This is a genomic window from Acinetobacter geminorum, from assembly GCF_013009345.1.
Taxonomy (GTDB): Bacteria; Pseudomonadota; Gammaproteobacteria; order Pseudomonadales; family Moraxellaceae; genus Acinetobacter; species Acinetobacter geminorum.
In genome coordinates, this window is sequence record NZ_JABELE010000003.1 from 240,325 (window position 1) to 259,930 (window position 19,606).

17 protein-coding genes and 2 tRNA genes are annotated in these 19,606 nt (G+C 38.6%); 7 read left to right on the top strand and 12 right to left on the bottom strand.

The genetic code is table 11. The annotated features are described in order from the left end of the window. Positions 1–64: 64 nt before the first annotated feature. Entirely contained in the window at positions 65–616 is a 552-nt protein-coding gene (locus tag HJG58_RS04510; RefSeq protein WP_216076506.1) for a helix-turn-helix domain-containing protein, read from the top strand. Positions 617–799: 183 nt separating this feature from the next. Beyond that, on the top strand, positions 800–2,491 hold the full coding sequence (locus HJG58_RS04515) for an ATP-binding cassette domain-containing protein (protein WP_170248065.1): 1,692 nt from the start codon (positions 800–802) through the stop codon (positions 2,489–2,491). 56 nt (positions 2,492–2,547) lie between these two features. On the opposite strand, the gene hisA is transcribed toward HJG58_RS04515, so the two are convergent. The 5 genes from hisA to hisB all read right to left on the bottom strand — a co-directional run bounded on the left by hisA (position 2,548) and on the right by hisB (position 6,011). Continuing rightward, positions 2,548–3,279, bottom strand: coding sequence for a 1-(5-phosphoribosyl)-5-[(5-phosphoribosylamino)methylideneamino]imidazole-4-carboxamide isomerase (hisA, locus tag HJG58_RS04520; RefSeq protein WP_170248066.1), 732 nt, complete (start codon positions 3,277–3,279; stop codon positions 2,548–2,550). Between the two features lie 94 nt (positions 3,280–3,373). Next, entirely contained in the window at positions 3,374–4,015 is a 642-nt protein-coding gene (locus tag HJG58_RS04525; protein WP_170248067.1) for a 3'-5' exonuclease, read from the bottom strand. Between the two features lie 86 nt (positions 4,016–4,101). Then, positions 4,102–4,650 (bottom strand): DUF805 domain-containing protein, encoded by a 549-nt coding sequence (locus HJG58_RS04530; RefSeq protein WP_170248068.1) that lies wholly within the window; start codon positions 4,648–4,650, stop codon positions 4,102–4,104. Between the two features lie 150 nt (positions 4,651–4,800). Then, positions 4,801–5,418 (bottom strand): imidazole glycerol phosphate synthase subunit HisH, encoded by a 618-nt coding sequence (hisH, locus tag HJG58_RS04535; RefSeq protein WP_086264771.1) that lies wholly within the window; start codon positions 5,416–5,418, stop codon positions 4,801–4,803. Next, positions 5,418–6,011 carry an imidazoleglycerol-phosphate dehydratase HisB gene (gene hisB, locus HJG58_RS04540; RefSeq protein WP_002116767.1) on the bottom strand — a complete coding sequence of 198 codons (594 nt, stop codon included), beginning with the start codon at positions 6,009–6,011 and terminating at the stop codon, positions 5,418–5,420. The genes hisH and hisB overlap by 1 nt, the downstream gene beginning before the upstream one ends. Positions 6,012–6,113: 102 nt before the next feature. Between hisB and HJG58_RS04545 the strand changes: the two genes are divergently transcribed. The 3 genes from HJG58_RS04545 to HJG58_RS04555 all read left to right on the top strand — a co-directional run bounded on the left by HJG58_RS04545 (position 6,114) and on the right by HJG58_RS04555 (position 6,881). After that, entirely contained in the window at positions 6,114–6,497 is a 384-nt protein-coding gene (locus HJG58_RS04545) for a GNAT family N-acetyltransferase (RefSeq protein WP_002116928.1), read from the top strand. A 106-nt stretch (positions 6,498–6,603) separates the two neighbouring features. After that, positions 6,604–6,679, top strand: a tRNA-Phe gene (locus tag HJG58_RS04550). A 126-nt stretch (positions 6,680–6,805) separates the two neighbouring features. Continuing rightward, positions 6,806–6,881: transfer RNA gene (locus HJG58_RS04555), tRNA-Phe, on the top strand. Between the two features lie 168 nt (positions 6,882–7,049). Here HJG58_RS04555 and HJG58_RS04560 read toward each other — a convergent pair. The 5 genes from HJG58_RS04560 to ompR all read right to left on the bottom strand — a co-directional run bounded on the left by HJG58_RS04560 (position 7,050) and on the right by ompR (position 11,557). Then, the gene (locus HJG58_RS04560) at positions 7,050–7,481 is read right to left on the bottom strand and encodes a GNAT family acetyltransferase (RefSeq protein WP_002116887.1); all 432 of its coding nucleotides are present in this window, start codon (positions 7,479–7,481) and stop codon (positions 7,050–7,052) included. A 130-nt stretch (positions 7,482–7,611) separates the two neighbouring features. Then, complete coding sequence (locus tag HJG58_RS04565) at positions 7,612–9,126, bottom strand: acetyl-CoA hydrolase/transferase family protein (RefSeq protein WP_002116671.1); 1,515 nt, start codon at positions 9,124–9,126, stop codon at positions 7,612–7,614. Between the two features lie 35 nt (positions 9,127–9,161). Further along, complete coding sequence (locus HJG58_RS04570) at positions 9,162–9,284, bottom strand: hypothetical protein (RefSeq protein ID WP_081410534.1); 123 nt, start codon at positions 9,282–9,284, stop codon at positions 9,162–9,164. Positions 9,285–9,317: 33 nt separating this feature from the next. Next, a complete protein-coding gene (locus HJG58_RS04575) occupies positions 9,318–10,775 on the bottom strand; it encodes an ATP-binding protein (RefSeq protein ID WP_170248069.1) in 1,458 nt (485 codons plus the stop codon). 17 nt (positions 10,776–10,792) lie between these two features. Further along, the gene (gene ompR, locus HJG58_RS04580; RefSeq protein ID WP_000060753.1) at positions 10,793–11,557 is read right to left on the bottom strand and encodes an osmolarity response regulator transcription factor OmpR; all 765 of its coding nucleotides are present in this window, start codon (positions 11,555–11,557) and stop codon (positions 10,793–10,795) included. Positions 11,558–12,214: 657 nt separating this feature from the next. On the opposite strand from ompR, the gene HJG58_RS04585 reads away from it, so the two are divergent. Beyond that, positions 12,215–14,563 carry a Tex family protein gene (locus HJG58_RS04585; protein ID WP_170248070.1) on the top strand — a complete coding sequence of 783 codons (2,349 nt, stop codon included), beginning with the start codon at positions 12,215–12,217 and terminating at the stop codon, positions 14,561–14,563. A 298-nt stretch (positions 14,564–14,861) separates the two neighbouring features. Then, a complete protein-coding gene (locus HJG58_RS04590; RefSeq protein ID WP_005067022.1) occupies positions 14,862–17,048 on the top strand; it encodes a SulP family inorganic anion transporter in 2,187 nt (728 codons plus the stop codon). Between the two features lie 68 nt (positions 17,049–17,116). Here HJG58_RS04590 and HJG58_RS04595 read toward each other — a convergent pair whose 3' ends face one another. Continuing rightward, a complete protein-coding gene (locus HJG58_RS04595; RefSeq protein ID WP_002116932.1) occupies positions 17,117–18,007 on the bottom strand; it encodes an SDR family NAD(P)-dependent oxidoreductase in 891 nt (296 codons plus the stop codon). 274 nt (positions 18,008–18,281) lie between these two features. Then, positions 18,282–19,559 carry an O-acetylhomoserine aminocarboxypropyltransferase/cysteine synthase family protein gene (locus HJG58_RS04600; RefSeq protein ID WP_017481748.1) on the bottom strand — a complete coding sequence of 426 codons (1,278 nt, stop codon included), beginning with the start codon at positions 19,557–19,559 and terminating at the stop codon, positions 18,282–18,284. Between the last annotated feature and the right edge of the window lie 47 nt (positions 19,560–19,606).

Genomic DNA, 19,606 nt, shown 5'->3' on the forward strand with positions numbered 1-19,606 from the left:
ACATATTGCGCTATTCTTGTATTTTGTGCAATATATTGCTCAAATTTTCTTGCTAATCCATTTTATGAGCCAGTCGAGTACCGTTTTACAGCACGTAGGCACAAATATTCGTTCCTTAAGAGATGAGCGAGATTTGAGCCAGCAAGATTTGGCAGATCGGGCAGGTGTGAGTAGACGTACCATTGCTGCTTTGGAAACAGGGCAGGTTAATATTAGTTTGGCCAAACTCGATGCGATTGCGGTAGTGCTGGGTGTGGATTTTAAAACGATTGTGAGTGCACCTGAGCATAAAGAACATGCCCTAGTAAATGCACTCGCTTGGCAGGGTGAAGATGAAGAAAGTAAAGCAACCTTACTCGCTTCAGTTCCATCTCGTTCCCAAGTTGAACTTTGGATATGGTCCTTGGTTGTAGGGGAGTCTTACGTTGCAGAAGCAGATGCAGATGGATGGCAGGAAATTATTTACGTATTAGAAGGTGAGCTGACCATACAATTTACAGACAGCAAAAAAATAATATCTGCTGGTTCATCTTTCATTTTTGAAAGTTCTGTTACTTATACCTATATCAATAGTGGTAACCAAGTGCTTAAATTTACTCGTAATGTGGTGTATTGATTTTAAAGTCTTTATAAAATCACATGAGTTATTAAATTTTCTATAAAGAATTTCTCTTATTTAAAAATTTGTAAGCTTAATTCTAAACAAAAAATAAGAAGAACAATAAATAAGGCAAGTTATAATATTTCTTGTGTAATGAAATTATTTTTAATTCGGTTTAATAGAAAAAAAGATACAGAAATGAAATTTTTATTAAGTTCGCAAGATATTCAGAACTATAAATTTATATGGCAGGTTTCTAAAGAAAATTATAAGAAACAGAAGAGTAGTATGTTTCTCATGTTTTTATTAGTGATGTTTTCAGCATTCTTTACAACATTGTTGCCATACCTGCTGAAAATTATTATCGACTATTCTGCACACGAATATAACTTTTTCCTCAATATTCAAATCCCATTTAATTTTTTATATCTACTCGTACTTGCTTATGCGACTGCATGGTTGGTGAATGAGTTATGCCATTGGACGCAAAATATTTTTAGTGCTTATTTGATGGTTGATTTCAAAGGAGCATTAATTTTTGCAGGCTTAAAAAATTATTTAAATCTTAAAAAAGATGAACAAGATCAAATTGAAGCTGGAACAGTAATCAGTGATCTCGCAAGAGGAAGTTCTGCTTTTGGTGAGATTAATTTAACTTTACTTCTTCATTTGGGGCCAATTATTTTTCAATTGGCGATGATTTTTGCAGTTCTATTTACCACCATTAGCCTAGTCTTTAGTATTAGCTTTTTATTAATAGCTATCATTATTTTCCTAGTTTCATTTCATATAAATAAAACAAGCAGTTCTTTATTCGATTCGATGTATCAACAAGATAATCAGGTAAATAGCCATTTGATACATCAGATCTCGAATTCATATGAAATTAAAGTAAAAAATGCAGTACCGTTCCAATTATCAAAATTTAATACCACATTAGACTCATTCATCAAAACAGCTAAAGATAGGAACAAGAAAATAGGGCTATTGATGATTTCTCAATTGTTCCTGATCTTTCTTTTTTTACTCTTTTTTATGTTATTTACCGTATTTCTTTCAACTGAAAAGCAGCTTACACCGGGTGCTTTTGTATTGATAAGTACCTATATTATTCAACTCACCAATCCATTTCTGGCAGTTTCCCAAAGCTTGATGCGTTTAAATGGCAACTTTGTCGCCTTAGCAAAATATCGAAAATACTTTGATCTCAATAAAGAAAATTATACGCATTCTATCGTTCAAGACTCTAACGTTCTCTTTCAATTTATAAATGCTAAATTTTTACTCGGGAAACGAGCCGTAGATCATTTTAATTTAAAAATATTACCCAATAAAACGTATGTCGTGATTGGGCAAACTGGCTTGGGAAAAACTTCTCTAATGAATTATTTAATGGGTGTCTACCAGATTCAATCAGGGCAGCTTTGCTATAAGAATATTGATATTAGCCAAAATTTCTCTAAGCATATTTTTGATGAGGTTGTTTACGTTGCACAGCAACCAGTTATTTTTCCTTATTCCCTTAGAGATAATTTAGTTTATAACTCCTCGCACATATATGAGGATTCTTACTTACTTCAGATGCTTGATCAATTTAATCTATTGCATATTTTGAAAAAGCATCAACTAACGCTCGATGATGATTTAACTGAAATTTATAAGAATTTTTCAGGAGGAGAAAAGCAAAGAATTTGCATTCTTCGAGGTCTTTTAGCTCGCCCGCAGCTTATCATCCTAGACGAACCGACTGCCGCCTTGGATGTAGATACTGCAAAAAATATACTTGAATATATTCAGCAGGTTGTTCCATCCGTGATCATGATTACGCATTCACCGTATGCGATGGAAATTGCGGATGAGGTAATCGATTTAGAAAAGTTATTAAACTAAAGATAATCAAAAAATAAAAAAGAGCCTAAAGCGGCTCTTGTTTTACATCTTAAAAATTAAAGACGGTTTTCATCCAACAAAAGCTGAGCTTCACGAAGATTTAAAGTACCTTCATAAATTGCGCGGCCTGTAATCGCACCTAAAATGCCCGGTTGACCTTTTAAGTTACGAACGTCATCAAGGTTGGTTACACCACCAGAAGCAATTACTGGTAAACCTGAGTATTGAGCCAAGTTTACAGTTTGCTCAACGTTTACACCTTGCATCATGCCATCACGTGCAATGTCCGTGTAAACAATGCTAGACACGCCTGCATCTGCAAAGCGTTTCGCTAAATCAGTTGCTTTCACATCAGTAACGTTTGCCCAGCCGTCAGTTGCAACCATACCATTCATGGCATCAATACCAACAATGATGTGACCAGCAAAGCGCTTACAAGCTTCTTCTACAAATTCAGGCTCTTGAACTGCTTTAGTACCGATAATGACAAAAGTCACACCAGCTTCTAAATAGTGTTCAATTGTTTCTAATGAGCGAATACCACCGCCAATTTGAATTGGTAATTCTGGCTGAGCTTTAGCAATCGCTTCAACAACAGGCTTATGAACAGGCGTACCTGCGAAAGCACCATTCAAATCAACCAAATGCAAACGGCGCGCACCTTCATTTACCCAATGCTGGGCAGTTGCAACCGGATCGTCAGAGAAAACGGTATCGTCTTCCATACGCCCTTGTTTTAAACGCACACATTTACCATCTTTCAGGTCAATTGCTGGAATGATTAGCATGCTTCCGCTCCTTGCTTCATCATGATTATGAAATTGTGCACATCTTAGCAAAGTATTGATCAATCGCTAAGCCTTAGAAAAGACTTTTATTACTTTACGCCTGAAGCACGGTTTGAATCGTTTGTGAAATGTGGACAGGTAATAGTTTTTGGTTTCTGAGCTCTTCAAATACGAGTAATGCAGCATAAGCATCAGTGGCGGCATAATTTATTTGCTGAGATGTAAGAGGCTTTCGTGCCCAGTTTGAAGTCCCGACTTTTTTCGACTTTGCCAGATATTGTCCAAATAACAGTGCTACCGCTTTTTGTAGACCGATCTGCTGTTTAAAACCAAAGTGACTAAATCCTTTGGCAAGGTCAACACAACTTTCTAGCTCTATGCCTTTTTTATGAAAAATGTGCTTATCATTTTTAAGGCCAAAGCCAACTTTAATTTGTTTTGGGTTAGATAAAATGGGCTGCAAGAATTTTAAAGTCGATGAATTGACATGAAATAAATAGGCTTTTTGTGCTGTAGCAAGTTGAATCAAGTGTGGCCCAGTTGAGATTTCACCCACTTTAAATGTAGGTTTAGACTCAGAATCAAATCCCAAAATTGCAGCGTTTTTTAATTCTTCTTCAATATTTTTGCATTGCTTAAAATTTTCAATCACCACAATATTATGGTGGTTAAGATTTTCAAAAGGAGGAAGCTGCTGAATAGAGGCTTTATCAAGGAGGGCAACGGCTTCGGACATATTTAATAGCGTACAAATGAATTGAGCTATTTACTTTATATATGAATAAAGCCTAGAGGACTAGGCTTTATAAATGTCTTTAAAAATTATTGAGATTGAGAAGGTGTACCAATGACCACACTTTCGCTTTTCTCAACATAGCCTTCATAGGTTGGAGCCATGATTGTAGCAACAATGGCAAAAACAAAAGCAAGTGGAATTAGGACAATATAAATCCAGCCTAAAACGCGTTCCCAACCAGGGGTAGGGCGCTGCGGACCATAATCATTATTGCCTTCCGTACCTTTTGCCGCAAAGAGATAAATCATAAAAATTAGGTTTACGGCAGGGATCAGCATCAGTAACGATAGCCATCCTGTATTATTGCGGTCATGCAAACGGCGGATAGTAAAGATAAAGCTTACATACAGGCAAACAATATAAAGAATGGCGATAACAATCATGCCTGCAGTAGAAAGGCCTGTTAGTTCCTGACTAGATGTAAATCCAAAAGTGAATGCGATGGCAACAACAACGATGCCGATGACGAGTGAAAATAAGAATGTCCAAGCAGCATAAGAGAGTCGTCCAAAACGACCACTAGCTTTAAAGGGTGAATCTTGTTGAAGTGGTTGATTTTCGAAAGGTGAATTCATTTTGTTTTCCTGATCATTTGGTTTTATTTAAAAGTATAAATATTCAATATTTTGTTGAATAAAACATCATTCTATAAATGACTAGTTATTATTGTAAATAAAAAAAAGATCAGGCCATCTAGACCTGATCTTTTTTAGTTTTAAATCAGATTAAATATTCCATTCCACAAAGTTTTTAAGTAACTGCAAACCCGCAGTATGACTTTTCTCTGGGTGGAATTGAGTCGCGAATAAATTATCTTTGTGAATGGCTGTGCAGAAATTCACACCATACTCACATGTGGCAGCAACTAAGCTTTCATCTTTTGGTTCGACATAATAACTATGTACAAAGTAGAAGCGAGCATCTTGTTCGATGTTGTTCCACATTGGATGGCTTGGGTCCATTTGGTGAACTTGGTTCCAGCCCATGTGTGGTACTTTTAAACCTTCCATTTGAGGGAAATGTTTTACTACGCCGTCAAAAATACCTAATGCGTCTACACCACCATTTTCTTCTGAACTTTGTAGTAATGCTTGCATGCCTACGCAAATCGCAAGAACTGGCTTATTAAAAGCAGCTTTACGTACGACTTCATCAATACCTGCTTCACGCATGCCTTGCATACAGTCACGCATTGCACCAACGCCCGGAAAAACAATTTTGTCGGCTTGTGCAATTAACTTTGGGTCATTGGTCACATCGACTGTAGCGCCCACATGCTCAAGTGCTTTAGCTGCTGAGTGTAGATTGCCCATGCCATAATCAAGCAATGCGATACGTGTCATTAGAGGCTACCTTTTGTCGATGCAATCGTGTTTTCTGCACGTGGATCAACTTCACATGCCATACGTAAAGCACGAGCAAGTGCTTTAAAAACACTTTCGATTTGATGATGGCTATTTTTACCTTTTAAGTTATCGATGTGTAAGGTCATAAGCGCATGGTTTACGAAGCCTTGGAAAAACTCGGAAAATAAATCGACATCAAAGGTACCGATGCGTGCACGAGTAAATGGAATATCCATGAATAAACCCGGACGACCAGATAAATCTACAACAACGCGAGATAAAGCTTCGTCTAATGGTGCATAAAAATGACCATAGCGTTTTAAACCTTTTTTATCGCCTAAAGCTTGGGCAAAAGCTTGTCCAAGCGTGATACCACAGTCTTCTACGGTGTGGTGATCATCAATCTCGAGGTCTCCATCACAATGAATATCGATATCAAATAAGCCATGTCGCTTGATTTGATCAATCATATGGTCTAAAAATGGAACTCCAGTGTTTAGTGTGCCTTGACCAGTACCGTCGAGATTTAAACGAACTCGAATTTTGGTTTCATTGGTATTTCTAACCACTTCACTGATACGTTGCGTCATGGACACGTTCCTCAAAAAACGTCAAAAATGATTGGATGTTAACGACAATTTCGCTGTGACGAATTCGTGACAGCATCATAGTTTGCTCAGGAGGGTTAATCAATGCCTATTACCGTACATGCTTATAGTTCTCTAGATAATTCAGAGATCCGCGATCAGCTTGAGCGACTGTATGATACAAGTCCGGAGTTTGGTGACGGGCACGATGCGATTGAACAACTTGAACAAGATTTACAACAGTATACCACGCTATACACTGCCGAATTTAACACCAAAATTATAGGTGCAATTTGGTCTTCAGGACAAGGCGAAAGCAAGGTCCTTGAATATATTGTTGTGCACCCTGCTAACCGTGGTCGTGGGGTAGCTGAGCGCTTAGTTGAAGAAGCTTGCCGCATAGAAGAGTCAAAAGGTGTTAAAACTTTTGAACCAGGCTGTGGCGCAATTCATCGCTGTTTGGCTCACATTGGTAAATTACATCACTAAAAGTTTCTATTATTTTGTAGTTGTGATTTAAAAATAATCACTTGTTACAAAAAACGCGGAAGTTGCTTGACGTCTTCTTATAAACATTGTTTAATACGCCCACTTCGGCGTGATAGCTCAGTAGGTAGAGCAACGGATTGAAAATCCGTGTGTCCCCAGTTCGATCCTGGGTCTCGCCACCATTATTTGTGTTTTCAATCCCTGATCCCATCAGGGATTTTTTTTAAGTATAAAAAATACTCATTTAAATCAGAAACTCAGGATAATTGTTGACTATTGTTCTGAGATACGGCTTAATACAGGCCATCGGCGTGATAGCTCAGTAGGTAGAGCAACGGATTGAAAATCCGTGTGTCCCCAGTTCGATCCTGGGTCTCGCCACCATATTCGAAAAAGCCCCATTCATAATGTATGGGGCTTTTTTCATGCCTGTTTATTTAATAAAAAGATTAAGACCTTACCTGTGTATAAATCTCATTTTATCCACAAGTAAAGAGGGTTATCCTCAATATCGCCTTAACTTTCTAAAAATGGCTCAACCGAAATGTGGTTCTAATCATGAGAACTATCACGAATAAGTCGTTTTCCTAAGCACACTGCTTCTACCTCGTCATAGCCAAGTTGTTCGTAAAAATTCAATACATTCAAATTGTCTTTACGGACTAATAATTGAAGTTTTGGGCAGCCTCGAGCGATGAGGCGCTTCTCAAGCTGCTGAACGAGCGCTGTAGCGATTCCTAAGCGTTGTTGGTGCGGGTGAACAGCCAAATAGTTGATCCAGCCTCTATGACCGTCGTAGCCGCCCATAAGCGTACCAATCAGTTGCTCATCTTTAATAGCAACTAAAAACAAATCATCCTGTTGTGAGACTTTTCTGAAAATATCGGTTTCAGGATTATTCCAAGGGCGGGTCAGTCCACAGCTTTCCCATAAAATAACAACATCATCCAGATCTGCATTTGTAAATTGACGAATAATAAACATATGGATTTCTACTTTTTGTTTTGATGTGCTCAAAAGATAAAATAAAAATTCGGGCTTGAGCAGTTTTTTATTAATAATTTAAACAAATAAAAAAGCACCCCCGAAGGAGTGCTTGGATTCAACCAGTGATTTAAGCTGATTTTGCAACTGGTGCTGCTTGAAGCATTTGACCTGTTTCTTCGAAGTTTGCATGCCAAGACAATGCTTCACGAAGTAAGTGAGGGGTATGTCCACCTTTAGCACATGCACGGTCAAAGTAGTCATTTAATGCATCACGATAAAGTGGGTGTACACAATTATCGATAATTGCACGAGCGCGTTCACGAGGCGCTAAACCGCGTAAGTCAGCTAAACCTTGCTCTGTCACTAAAATATCAACATCGTGTTCACTGTGGTCAACGTGGCTCACCATTGGCACGATAGAAGAGATATCGCCGCCTTTAGCAATTGATTTAGTTACAAAGATCGCCAAGTGAGCGTTACGAGCGAAGTCACCTGAACCACCAATACCGTTCATCATTTTAGTACCACACACGTGAGTTGAGTTCACGTTACCGTAAATATCAAACTCAAGCGCAGTGTTAATGCCGATAATCCCTAAACGACGAACTAATTCAGGATGGTTAGAAATTTCTTGTGGACGAAGCACTAATTTGTCTTTGTAAGCTTCGATATTGCCAAAAACTTTTTCACCACATTTTGCAGAAAGGGTAATTGAGCTACCAGAAGCAAATTTCATTTTGCCTGCATCAATGAGTTCAAAAGTACAGTCTTGTAGTACTTCTGAGTACATGATGAGGTCTTCAAAATCAGAATCTTTTAAACCTGTTAATACAGCGTTGGCAATAGAACCAATTCCTGCTTGTAATGGACCAAGGTTTTTCGGTAAACGACCTTCTGCAACTTCTTTATTAAAGAAAGCAATTAAGTGGTTTGCAATGCCTTGAGTCTCATCATCTGGAGGAGTTACTGTTGATGGTGAGTCATGTGTATCGTTAAATACAATACCTACAATTTTTGCAGGATCGATTTGGATTGCCGTTGTACCAATACGCTCATCCACTTTTGTTAATGGAATTGGAGTACGTGTTGGACGGTAAGTCGGAATATAGATGTCGTGCAAACCTTCAAAGCTTTCGCTTAAAGATGTGTTGATTTCAACAATAACTTTTTCGGCAAAAATAGCAAAGCTTGCAGAGTTACCCACAGAAGTTGTTGGAATAATGCCGCCATCTTCAGTAATCGCAATTGCTTCAATTACCGCAACGTCTGGACGTTTAAGTTGCTGGTTACGCATTTGCTCAACAGTTTCTGATAAATGTTGATCAATAAACATAACTTCGCCGTTGTTAATTGCACGACGTAAAGTGTTGTCTACCTGAAATGGCATACGACGAGATAAAACACCTGCTTCCGTGAGTTGTTTGTCTAAGTCATTACCTAAGCTAGCACCCGTAATTAACGTGATTTTTAACGGATTTTTCTTTGCATGCTCTACAAGTGCTTGTGGAACAGCTTTAGCTTCACCGGCACGAGTAAAACCACTCATACCAACAGTCATTCCATTTTCGATGAATTGCGCAGCTTGTTCAGCACTGATGACCTTGTCATGAAGAGAAGCTAGGCGAATACGACTTAAAGACATTGGACATCCTCAATATTGTCAAAACATACGGGATTTTAGCTATGAAAAATTGAAAAGTGCATAGGTGTTAGGCTAAGGTCTAATTTTGTAAATAAATGGCGGTATAAATTATATTTATAGTTTTTATTTAATTGATTTTTATTGCTTTTATTTATCATTAAAACAAGGCTTTTAATTGCTGATTGATCAAATTAAAAGCGCTCACTTAAAGTTTGTTTTATTTTTTCCAAAGGATTCGTCGTGGTATTTTCTTCGGTACTCGGTTTTGGGATTGGTAAAGAAATAATAACCTCTAAACCACCTTGTTCACGGTTATGAATTTGAATCTCGCCATGATGAATATCGACAATACGTTTAACAATAGCCAGTCCAAGACCACTACCTTGAATGGTTCTTGCTGAGTCTCCGCGAACAAAAGGTTGCATTAACTCTTCAATTTGATCTGCCGGAATACCTTCACCATGATCAGCAACGGTAATTAAAATAGATTCATTTTCAACTTTTGCACTGAGCTCTATCGGTTCAGCACCATAGCGTTTCGCATTATTAATCAAGTTGGCAATAAGCCTTTTTAAAGAAAGACTACGTGCCGGAATAATAGGTACATCCTGCATCTCGAAGTGAATATCGAGAGGTTTAAATTGCACAACAAGTTCTTGCAAAAGCATGTTGATATTGGTGTCTTTCAACTCCTCATCTGAGCCATCGCGCATGTACGAAATAAACTGATTAAGAATTGCATCCATATCATCTACGTCATAGACCAAACCTTCACGCAAAAACTCATCAGGCAGCATCTCTGCTGTTAAACGTATGCGTGTAAGAGGAGTGCGTAAATCATGTGAAATACCTGCCAACATAATACGTCGCTCACGCTCAGTCTGATCGAGTGTGTAGACCATACGATTAAAGGCTTGGTTTACTTGACGAATTTCTAGTGGTCCATGATTGGTATCAAGGTACGGCGCGGTTCCAGATTTACTGTATTCATTGGCAGCATTCTGCAAACGACGCAGGGGGCGGTTCATCTGTCGAACCAAAATTAAAATAATGATAGCCGACAGTAATGGAACACCCACGACCCAACCCACTAAAAGTTCAGGACTATAGTTGGCATAGGTTTTTAAAGGCTCACGAACCCAGTTCCCATGCATTTCAGGAGTTTGAATCCAAATGCGTGGGCTCGGTTTAAACTGGAAATAAACGGTAACGTCTTTAGTCCCGATCTCATTTGCCAGCTTTTTTTCGACGTGATTGGTAAAAAACTCGGCAATGACCTTTTCTCGGACACTTGGATATTCTTTTGGGTTGGTAATGTATTCAATTCCAACACGATTACGTAACCACTCATCAACATCGACTTCATTTTCACGATGAAAAATTCGTATATCAGGATTGTTGACGAGCTCAAGCTCAACCGCAAGATAACGGGCGTGCTGTTGAATTTCAGGTAAATAAAGAGTGCGCCAAAAGAACCATAACGACATAAATAAGCTAAAGAATACCACCAGCAGTACCAAAATAGTGGTACGCATGGCAGCAGAACGTGGCTTTATTTTGTCGAGAAAACGTTCCCATCGAGTCCGTTTACGCTCTGAGTAGGTCACGTAATCGGTAAAGTTCTGTGGAGCGATTGGTTCTAAACTCACTCTATTTTATCTCAAGCTTATTCAGCACCATCTGGAACGAACACATAGCCGACACCCCATACAGTTTGGATGTAACGTGCACGTGCAGGGTTATCTTCAATTAAACGACGTAAACGAGAAACTTGAACGTCAATTGAACGTTCCATCGCACCCCATTCACGGCCACGCGCTAAGTTCATCAGTTTATCGCGTGTTAAGGGTTCACGTGGGTGTTGTACTAATGCTTTTAATACTGCAAATTCGCCAGTTGTTAAGGTAACGATTTGTCCTTCACGTGTCAGCGTACGAGTAGACAAGTCTAGAGACCATGGACCAAAGCTTACAACTTCAACTTGTTGGCTTGGTGCGCCCGGAACTTCACGAACTTGGCGACGTAATACTGCACGGATACGTGCTAAAAGTTCATTTGGGTTAAATGGTTTTGGTAAGTAGTCATCTGCACCAGCTTCAAGACCTGCAATACGGTCTGAATCGCTACCACGTGCTGTTAACATGATTATTGGCGTGTCAATATTTGATTGGCGTAAACGACGGCAAATACTTAAACCATCTTCAACCGGTAACATAAAGTCGAGTACGATAAGTGAAAATAACTCACGTTGTAATAAGCGGTCCATTTGCGAAGCATCGTGGGCAGTTTTTACAACAAAGCCTTTATCTTCCAAAAAACGTTGCAAGAGGGTACGTAAACGCACATCGTCATCGACCACTAAAATACGTTCGACACGATCCGTTTCGTTGTGTACGGTTTCAGGATGTTCAGCAGGTACAACTAAACTCATGATGTACTCCCTTTTAAAGTCATAATTTATATATTATTGGGTCGGATAGGCTTATTGCCAACAAGCCCTCAGTATAATGCCGATGTTCTTGTTTAGACTATGTATCAATTTGCTCAAAATTACAATTTTCAAGGTGGTTTGAAACCAAAAAACAACATCTTAAGCCCATAATTTAGCAAAGATAGATCTAAAACAACAAATAGTTAAATTTTCAATAAATTTCTAATTACTCAATAGTAATAACTAATTGTTTCAAATCAGTTATTTGAAATAAATATAATAGGCTTTTGATTGTTGAATAAGATAAAAAAACTGAGTAAATAACAAATTAGAAGAATAAAGTAGTGCTCAACCTTAATATTTTTGTCTTTTGGGCTATGTATCAATATGATCAATTTCTCATAAATTATATTAATTTTTTTCCACGTTCATGACACAAGTCATACGTTTATATTTTTTAAAGATTAAAAGGGAGGGTTCGCTCTCAAATTTTTCATACTTAAATCACTGTTTTTATGTGCTCTAGTAGTCGTAAAAAGTATAAATATTCAGAGTCAATACAAAAAAACGTTTTGAATACGCAAACAAGTGTGGATTTTATGGGCTTGGTCTTTATAATCAGTGCTTTTAAACTTTATCCTTGTGGGATCAAACACGATGACTGACTTAGTTCAGCAGTTGGCAAGTGAGCTTGCCGTACGTCCAAACCAAGTAGAAGCTGCCATCCGCTTAATTGACGAAGGTGCCAGTGTTCCATTCATTGCCCGTTACCGTAAAGAAGTAACACAAGGTTTAGATGATACGCAGTTACGCCAATTAGATACTCGTTTAGCGTATTTACGTGATTTATATGAGCGCCGTGAAAAGGTCATTCAGTCTTTGCAAGAACAGAATAAATTGAATGATGACTTGTTGGCGCGGGTGAATGCAGCCGAAACAAAAAATGCTTTAGAAGAAATTTATGCACCGTATCGTCCTAAGCGTACAAGTAAGTCTTTTAAAGCAAAAGAAGCAGGTTTAGGACCAATTGCTGAAAAAATTATTGCAGAACAAGTTGACCCAACAGAAGCATTGGCTGGGTTTAGTCATGAAGACTATCCAGATGTTGAAAGTCAGTTAGATGCGATCCAGCATATTCTGATTGATGACTGGGCACAAAATATTGCGCTTACTACAGAATTAAAAGCAACTTTTGCAAAAACTGCGGTTTTAAAAAGTACAGTTGCTTCTGAAGAAAAGAAAGAAGTCGGTAAAAAATTCCGTGATTACTTTGAATTTTCTGAAGGTTTAAATAAATTACCTTCACACCGTTTATTGGCGATGTTACGTGGTCGTCAAGAAAATGTATTAGGTTTAAAAGTTGATGGTGAAGATGATGCACCATTAGCGCGTATTGAAACTGAATACAACCTTGAGCAAATTCAACCCCAAGTACGTCAAGATTTCTTAAAACAAACTGCAAAATTATTCTGGTTGGGTAAAGTTCGTCCTCAAATTGAGCATTCATTGCTAACAGAGAAACGTCTTACTGCCGAAGCAGAAGCAATGCAGGTATTTGCTGAAAATCTTCGTCATTTATTATTATCAGCACCAGCGGGTGGTCGTACTACTTTAGGTGTTGACCCTGGTATTCGTACTGGTGTGAAACTTGCGGTGGTAAGTGATGCAGGTGATGTACTTGCTCATAGCACGATCTATCCATTCGCGCCTAAAGAAGATAAAGAAGGTTCTATTGCTGAACTTGCACGTCTATGCCGTGAATATAATGTAGAGCTTATTGCTATTGGTAATGGTACAGCTAGCCGTGAAACGGAAGCTGTAGTGGCTGAAATGATGGCTGCTAATACAGACCTTAAATTAACACGTGTGACTGTAAGTGAAGCGGGTGCATCTGTTTACTCTGCAAGTGAGCTTGCAGCGGCTGAACTTCCAGAGCTTGATGTTTCAATTCGTGGTGCAGTGTCGATTGCTCGCCGTTTACAAGATCCACTTGCTGAACTTGTTAAGATTGATCCGAAATCAATTGGTGTAGGTCAATATCAACACGACGTAAATCAAACTGGTTTGGCTAAAACGCTTGACGCAGTTGTTGAAGACTGTGTGAACGCTGTTGGTGTTGATGTAAATACGGCGTCACCAGCAATCTTGGCTTACATTGCGGGTTTAAACAAAGCAATTGCTCAGCAAATTGTTGAATACCGTAAAGAGCATGGCCGTTTTGATAACCGTCAAGCTTTGAAAAGCGTACCACGTTTAGGTGAGCGTACTTTTGAACAAGCGGCTGGTTTCTTACGCATCCAAAATGGTTCTGAACCTTTAGATGCTTCTGCTGTTCATCCTGAAAGTTATGGTCTTGTTGAGAAAATTGTTGCAGCAAAAGCGACAACTGTGAAAGACATCATTGGTAATACTGAAATCATTCGCCAAGTAAAAGCTGATGAATTTGTTGATGACAAATTTGGTTTGCCAACAGTACAAGACGTATTAGCTGAACTTGAAAAACCGGGTCGTGACCCGCGTCCAGAGTTCCGTACTGCTAAATTCCGCGAAGATATTACTGAAGTGGGCCAATTAACTGAAGGTATGCAACTTGAGGGTGTGATCACTAATGTCACAAACTTTGGTGCTTTCGTTGATATTGGTGTACATCAAGATGGTTTAGTTCATATTTCTGAATTAGCGAATGAGTTCGTTTCTGATCCGCATAAAGTTGTAAAACCGGGCCAGATCGTACAAGTGCGTGTTATGCAGGTTGATGTTGAACGTAACCGCGTGAACTTAAGTATGCGTGCTGAAGGTTCTGCACCTGTAAAAGCACAGCGCCCACCACGCCGTGAACAAAATACAGAACAGCGTTTTGAGCGTAAGCCTCAAGGTAAACGTCCTCAACCACGTAAAGATCAAGCTGAACGCCCTCAGCGTAGCAAACAGGAAAAACCACAAGAACAAAAGATTGGTGGTTTAGGTGCATTGTTACTACAAGCGGGAATTAAAGGTTCTAAATAAGAGTCTTTAATTGATAAAAAGGCCTCCAATTGGAGGCTTTTTTTATGGGTTAAAATATTACTTTTTTAATAATTATATAAAAGCGAAATAAGAAAAAAACAGTCGTAAAGATGAGGTGAATCTTAAGATCAACAAATCATTGTTAAATACACAATTAAATACACAACGTTATAGCATAACTAAACTTTAATGATATTCAGTTGTTCGACATCATCAACCCAGCCTTGAAGTATTTACTCACTTTCAGGCTGTAATAGTACAACTTTGCTTATTTCTTTTTATTATAAATGGTTGTTTTATGTCGGTTTTAAACCTGAAAAATAGATTTCATTTAAAAGACCTCTTATCCGGGGTTGTCGTATTCCTCGTGGCATTACCGCTGTGTTTGGGTATTGCTTTAGCCTCAGGTGCTCCCATCATCTCTGGTATTATTGCAGGTATTGTGGGCGGCATTATTGTGGGTTTACTAAGTGGTTCTCACATTAGCGTTGCAGGCCCAGCGGCAGGGCTGACTGCTGTCATCCTTGTACAGTTAGAACAATTAGGCGGCAATTATGCCGCCTTTTTATTATGTATTATTTTTGCCGGTGTCCTACAAATTCTATTTGGATTATTTAAGTTAGGTTTTTTTGCGAACTTTATTCCAAATAATGTCATTTTGGGATTACTAGCCGCTATTGGCGTGATTCTGATTGCCACGCAATTACCTTATCTGTTTGGACTTTCTGATTTTTCATGGAAACAGGTTTGGACTTCAACACCAGATGCATTCCTTCAACGTTTTGATGGAGGTGCTGCGCTTATTGGCTTGCTCAGTTTATTTTTAATTTTAGCGTGGGATAGCAGTCCGCTTAAAAAATTAGCTTTACCTTCCGCTTTGATTGCGGTTGTACTAGCAGCAGTTTTAAATTTTATTTTAGTGAGTATGGGCTCTTCATGGGCAGTACAAATTGATAACCTCATTCAATTGCCGAATATATTACAGGCACCCGAAAAAGTATTAATTTTCCCTGATTTTAGCTATTTAGCTGAGCCTATGATTTACACAGGGGCAATTACTCTGGCTGTTGTGGCATCTTTAGAAACGTTATTGAATTTAGAGGCAGCAGATAAAATCGATCCTCAAAAACGTTCTTCTCCGCCGAACCGTGAACTCTGGGCACAAGGTACAGGGAATATCGTTTCGGGCTTAATAGGTGGCATGCCCGTGACTTCAGTGATTGTGCGTAGTTCGGTGAATGCAAATACAGGGGCGCGTAGTAAATGCTCTACCATTATTCATGGCGTATTATTGCTACTGGCAGTTTTGTTCTTTGTGCCATTAATGAACATGATTCCTCTGTCTGCATTGGCTGCGATTTTAATCGTGACAGGCTTTAAGCTTACTCATCCAAAACTATTTAAACAGCTTTATCAAAAAGGTTGGAAACAGTTTTTACCTTTTATTATTACTTTAGTTGCAATTTTATTGACCGATCTTTTAATGGGAATCTTAATTGGCCTGTTCACCAGTAGTGCCTTTATTCTCTATGGTAATTTTAATAAAGGTATTCGTGTTTATAGAGAGAAGCGCTTACATGGCGTAGTGACTCGTATTGAACTCCCATCACAAGTTACCTTTCTTAATCGTTCTGCGCTTATTTCGGCATTAGAACATGTGCATAAACATCAACAACTCATTATTGATGCAACTCAGTGTGATTCGATCGATCCTGATATCTATCAAGTTATTCAAGATTATCAAAGTGAAACAGCTATTAAACGTCAAGTAAACCTTAAATTGGTTGGATTCAAACAGCACTATCAAGACGTTGATGATGCGGTACTTGATATTGATATTAGTACACATGATTTGCAACAAAAGCTGAGTCCACAACAGGTCGTTAACCTACTTAAAGAAGGGAACGAACGTTTTGTAAAAAATGAACGCCTTCAACGAGATATTTACCGACAAATTCGTGTGACTGCAGATGAAGGGCAACATCCGATCGCAGCAGTCCTTGGGTGTATGGACTCACGTGCTCCTACCGAAATGATTTTTGATGTGGGTATTGGTGATCTGTTCAGCTTGCGAATTGCAGGTAATATTGCTGGGCAAAAAGTATTGGGTTCACTTGAATTTGCGTGTCAGGCTAAAGGTTCTAAAGTAATCGTTGTTTTAGGACATACTGATTGCGGTGCGGTGACGAGTGCATGTCAATTGCGTTTAGAACAAAAACAAGTATCTGATGTGAAGGAAATGCCACACATTCAATATGTGCTTGGACCATTAATGCATTCGGTTGATAGCGTATATGACATTATGCAACCACGTGAATTAGGTAATGCTTTTATTAGTCAAGTCACAGCAATGAATGTTCATTACAACATCCAGTACATTATTAATAATAGTAGTGTGCTTAAAGATATGGTTGATCGAGGTGAGATCGTAGTTGTGGGTGCAATTTATGATGTAAAAACAGGGCACGTTCAGTTTCTTGATTGATCAGTTCTTTAGTTAAAAAAAGCGCCTTATTTAAGGCGCTTTTTATTCGTTATGCGATTGACTCAAAATTACCAGTGTTCACCTGGGAAAATACGTGCATATGCTTTTTGTGCCCAGTTTAATTTCTCGGTTTTTTGTCCCTTCGCTGCATCTGAACTTGGGAATAAACGGAAACCAATCGACATGAACATATTATTAATGCCTGGCGCTACAGAATAAGTCATTGAAGCTAAGCGGCCTAAGTTAGTTGCCATACGTTTTGGACGTTTCACAATTGCATAAGCAATTAGGTCAGCGGCCTGCTCAGGTGAAAGTGTTGGTACATATTTATAAATTTTAGTTGGTGCAATCATTGGAGTACGAACCAATGGCATATAAATTGAAGTAATCGCAATTTTGTGTGCATGAACTTCGGCAGATAGGCAGCGGCTAAATGCATCAAGAGCGGCTTTAGATGCGACATATGCAGAGAAGCGAGTAGCGTTTGCTAAAACACCAATCGAGCTAATATTAATGATTTGTCCGTCTTTACGCTGAATCATATGCGGCAAGATATTGAGAACTAGACGAACCGCGCCAAAATAATTTAATTGCATTGTGCGTTCAAAGTCATGAAAACGATCATAAGATTCATGTACAGCACGGCGAATAGAGCGACCTGCGTTATTAATTAAAATATCAATGTGATCAACAGTCGCTAAAATTTCTTTAGATACTTGGTCAATCATTTCCATATCGTTAAGATCACACGGGAAAATTGATGCCTTACCGCCACGTTTTTCGATATCTGCTTTTACTTCTTCCAAAGTTTCTTGAGTACGGGCAACCAGTAAAACATGGGCACCAGCATCAGCAAGTTTGTTTGAAATCGTTAATCCGATTCCACTCGAGGCGCCTGTCACCAAAATGACTTTATCTTGTACCTTTTCCTGGAACAGAGCTTCTAATTTTTTATTCACAGCATTTTACCTAAGTAGGGGCAGGGACTATTTATTCCGGTATGTAATTTTTATTTTTTACAACCGTAGGTTCATCCAAATGAACTCATAAATGTTGTTCTTATCTTAATAGATGTTTAAAAATTGTCTAGTCTGTAAATATATGAAATTTAACAATTTATTTAGAGTAAAAACTCTAAAATAGTATCTTAATCCATTAATTATTTTAGTTATATAATGAACAAAAATATGAAAAAAGCCTCTATTTCCAGAGGCTTGATAAATAGTTTAAAAGTTATACAGCTGAAAGTGCTTGTTCTAAATCGGCAATTAAGTCATCAATATGCTCAATTCCAATGGAAAGACGAACCATATCTTCACTTACACCAGCAGATTTAAGTTCTTGTTCATTAAGTTGACGGTGAGTCGTGGTTGCAGGGTGGCAAGCCAAACTTTTAGCATCGCCAATATTAACAAGACGAGTAAATAGCTGGAGTGCATCGATGAATCGAGTACCTCCTTCGCGCCCATCTTGCACCCCGAAAGATAAAATTGCAGAAGGTTTGCCTTTTACATATTTTTGAGCAAGCTGGTGCTGTGGATGATCTTTTAAACCTGCGTAGTTCACCCATTTTACTTTTGGATGGGTCTGTAAATATTCCGCAATTTTTTGCGCATTTTCAGTATGACGTTCCATGCGGAGGTTTAGAGTTTCTAAACCTTGTAAAATTAAGAAAACACTCAGTGGGCTAATTGCCGCACCTGTATTACGTAATGGCACTACGCGAGCGCGTGCTATATAGGCAGCCTCACCCAATGCTTCGACATAATTAACCCCATGATAGCTTGGGTCTGGCGTGTTCAAAACTTTAAAACGCTCTGGATATTTACCCCAAGGGAATTTGCCGCTATCGATAATTGCGCCACCAATGCTATTACCGTGTCCACCAATATATTTGGTAAGAGAATGAATAACGATATCGGCGCCATATTGAAATGGTTTTAATAAGGCAGGGGTGGCAACCGTATTATCGACGATGACAGGTACGCCATATTCATGTGCAATTTTTGAAATTGCTTCTAAATCGATTATATTTCCGAGTGGATTCCCAATTGACTCAACAAAAACAAGTTTAGTTTTATCATCAATTAAATTACGTAAGCTTTCAGGCTGCTGATAATCAAAAAAGCGAACTTCAATGCCTTGTTTTGGTAAAGTGTGGGCAAATAAATTATAAGTTCCGCCATATAAAGTTGAGACGGAGGCAATGTTGTCTCCTGCTTCTGTAATTGTTTGGACAGCATAGGTAATCGCTGCCATTCCAGAAGCCAAGGCTAAAGCACCAATTCCGCCTTCGAGTGCAGCAAGACGTTGCTCAAGCACAGCAGTGGTCGGGTTCATAATACGGGTATAAATATTGCCCTGAACTTTTAAATCGAAAAGGTCAGCACCGTGCTGTGTATTATCAAATGCATATGAAGTGGTTTGATAAATAGGGACCGCAACCGCTTTTGTTGTTGCTTCGGGTGAGTAGCCAGCGTGAATTGCTAAGGTTTCATCTTTATAAGTCATGATTACTTCATCTTCGTGAGTTAAATATTGAGCGAGTCTAGCCTAAA

Bases quoted from the DNA above. Each gene is read 5' to 3' on its own strand.
- HJG58_RS04510 (WP_216076506.1), top strand. From the start codon at position 65: ATGAGCCAGTCGAGTACCGTTTTACAGCACGTAGGCACAAATATTCGT.
- HJG58_RS04515 (WP_170248065.1), top strand. From the start codon at position 800: ATGAAATTTTTATTAAGTTCGCAAGATATTCAGAACTATAAATTTATA.
- hisA (WP_170248066.1), bottom strand. From the start codon at position 3,279: ATGCTAATCATTCCAGCAATTGACCTGAAAGATGGTAAATGTGTGCGT.
- HJG58_RS04525 (WP_170248067.1), bottom strand. From the start codon at position 4,015: ATGTCCGAAGCCGTTGCCCTCCTTGATAAAGCCTCTATTCAGCAGCTT.
- HJG58_RS04530 (WP_170248068.1), bottom strand. From the start codon at position 4,650: ATGAATTCACCTTTCGAAAATCAACCACTTCAACAAGATTCACCCTTT.
- hisH (WP_086264771.1), bottom strand. From the start codon at position 5,418: ATGACACGTATCGCATTGCTTGATTATGGCATGGGCAATCTACACTCA.
- hisB (WP_002116767.1), bottom strand. From the start codon at position 6,011: ATGACGCAACGTATCAGTGAAGTGGTTAGAAATACCAATGAAACCAAA.
- HJG58_RS04545 (WP_002116928.1), top strand. From the start codon at position 6,114: ATGCCTATTACCGTACATGCTTATAGTTCTCTAGATAATTCAGAGATC.
- HJG58_RS04560 (WP_002116887.1), bottom strand. From the start codon at position 7,481: ATGTTTATTATTCGTCAATTTACAAATGCAGATCTGGATGATGTTGTT.
- HJG58_RS04565 (WP_002116671.1), bottom strand. From the start codon at position 9,126: ATGTCTTTAAGTCGTATTCGCCTAGCTTCTCTTCATGACAAGGTCATC.
- HJG58_RS04570 (WP_081410534.1), bottom strand. From the start codon at position 9,284: ATGATAAATAAAAGCAATAAAAATCAATTAAATAAAAACTATAAATAT.
- ompR (WP_000060753.1), bottom strand. From the start codon at position 11,557: ATGAGTTTAGTTGTACCTGCTGAACATCCTGAAACCGTACACAACGAA.
- HJG58_RS04585 (WP_170248070.1), top strand. From the start codon at position 12,215: ATGACTGACTTAGTTCAGCAGTTGGCAAGTGAGCTTGCCGTACGTCCA.
- HJG58_RS04590 (WP_005067022.1), top strand. From the start codon at position 14,862: ATGTCGGTTTTAAACCTGAAAAATAGATTTCATTTAAAAGACCTCTTA.
- HJG58_RS04600 (WP_017481748.1), bottom strand. From the start codon at position 19,559: ATGACTTATAAAGATGAAACCTTAGCAATTCACGCTGGCTACTCACCC.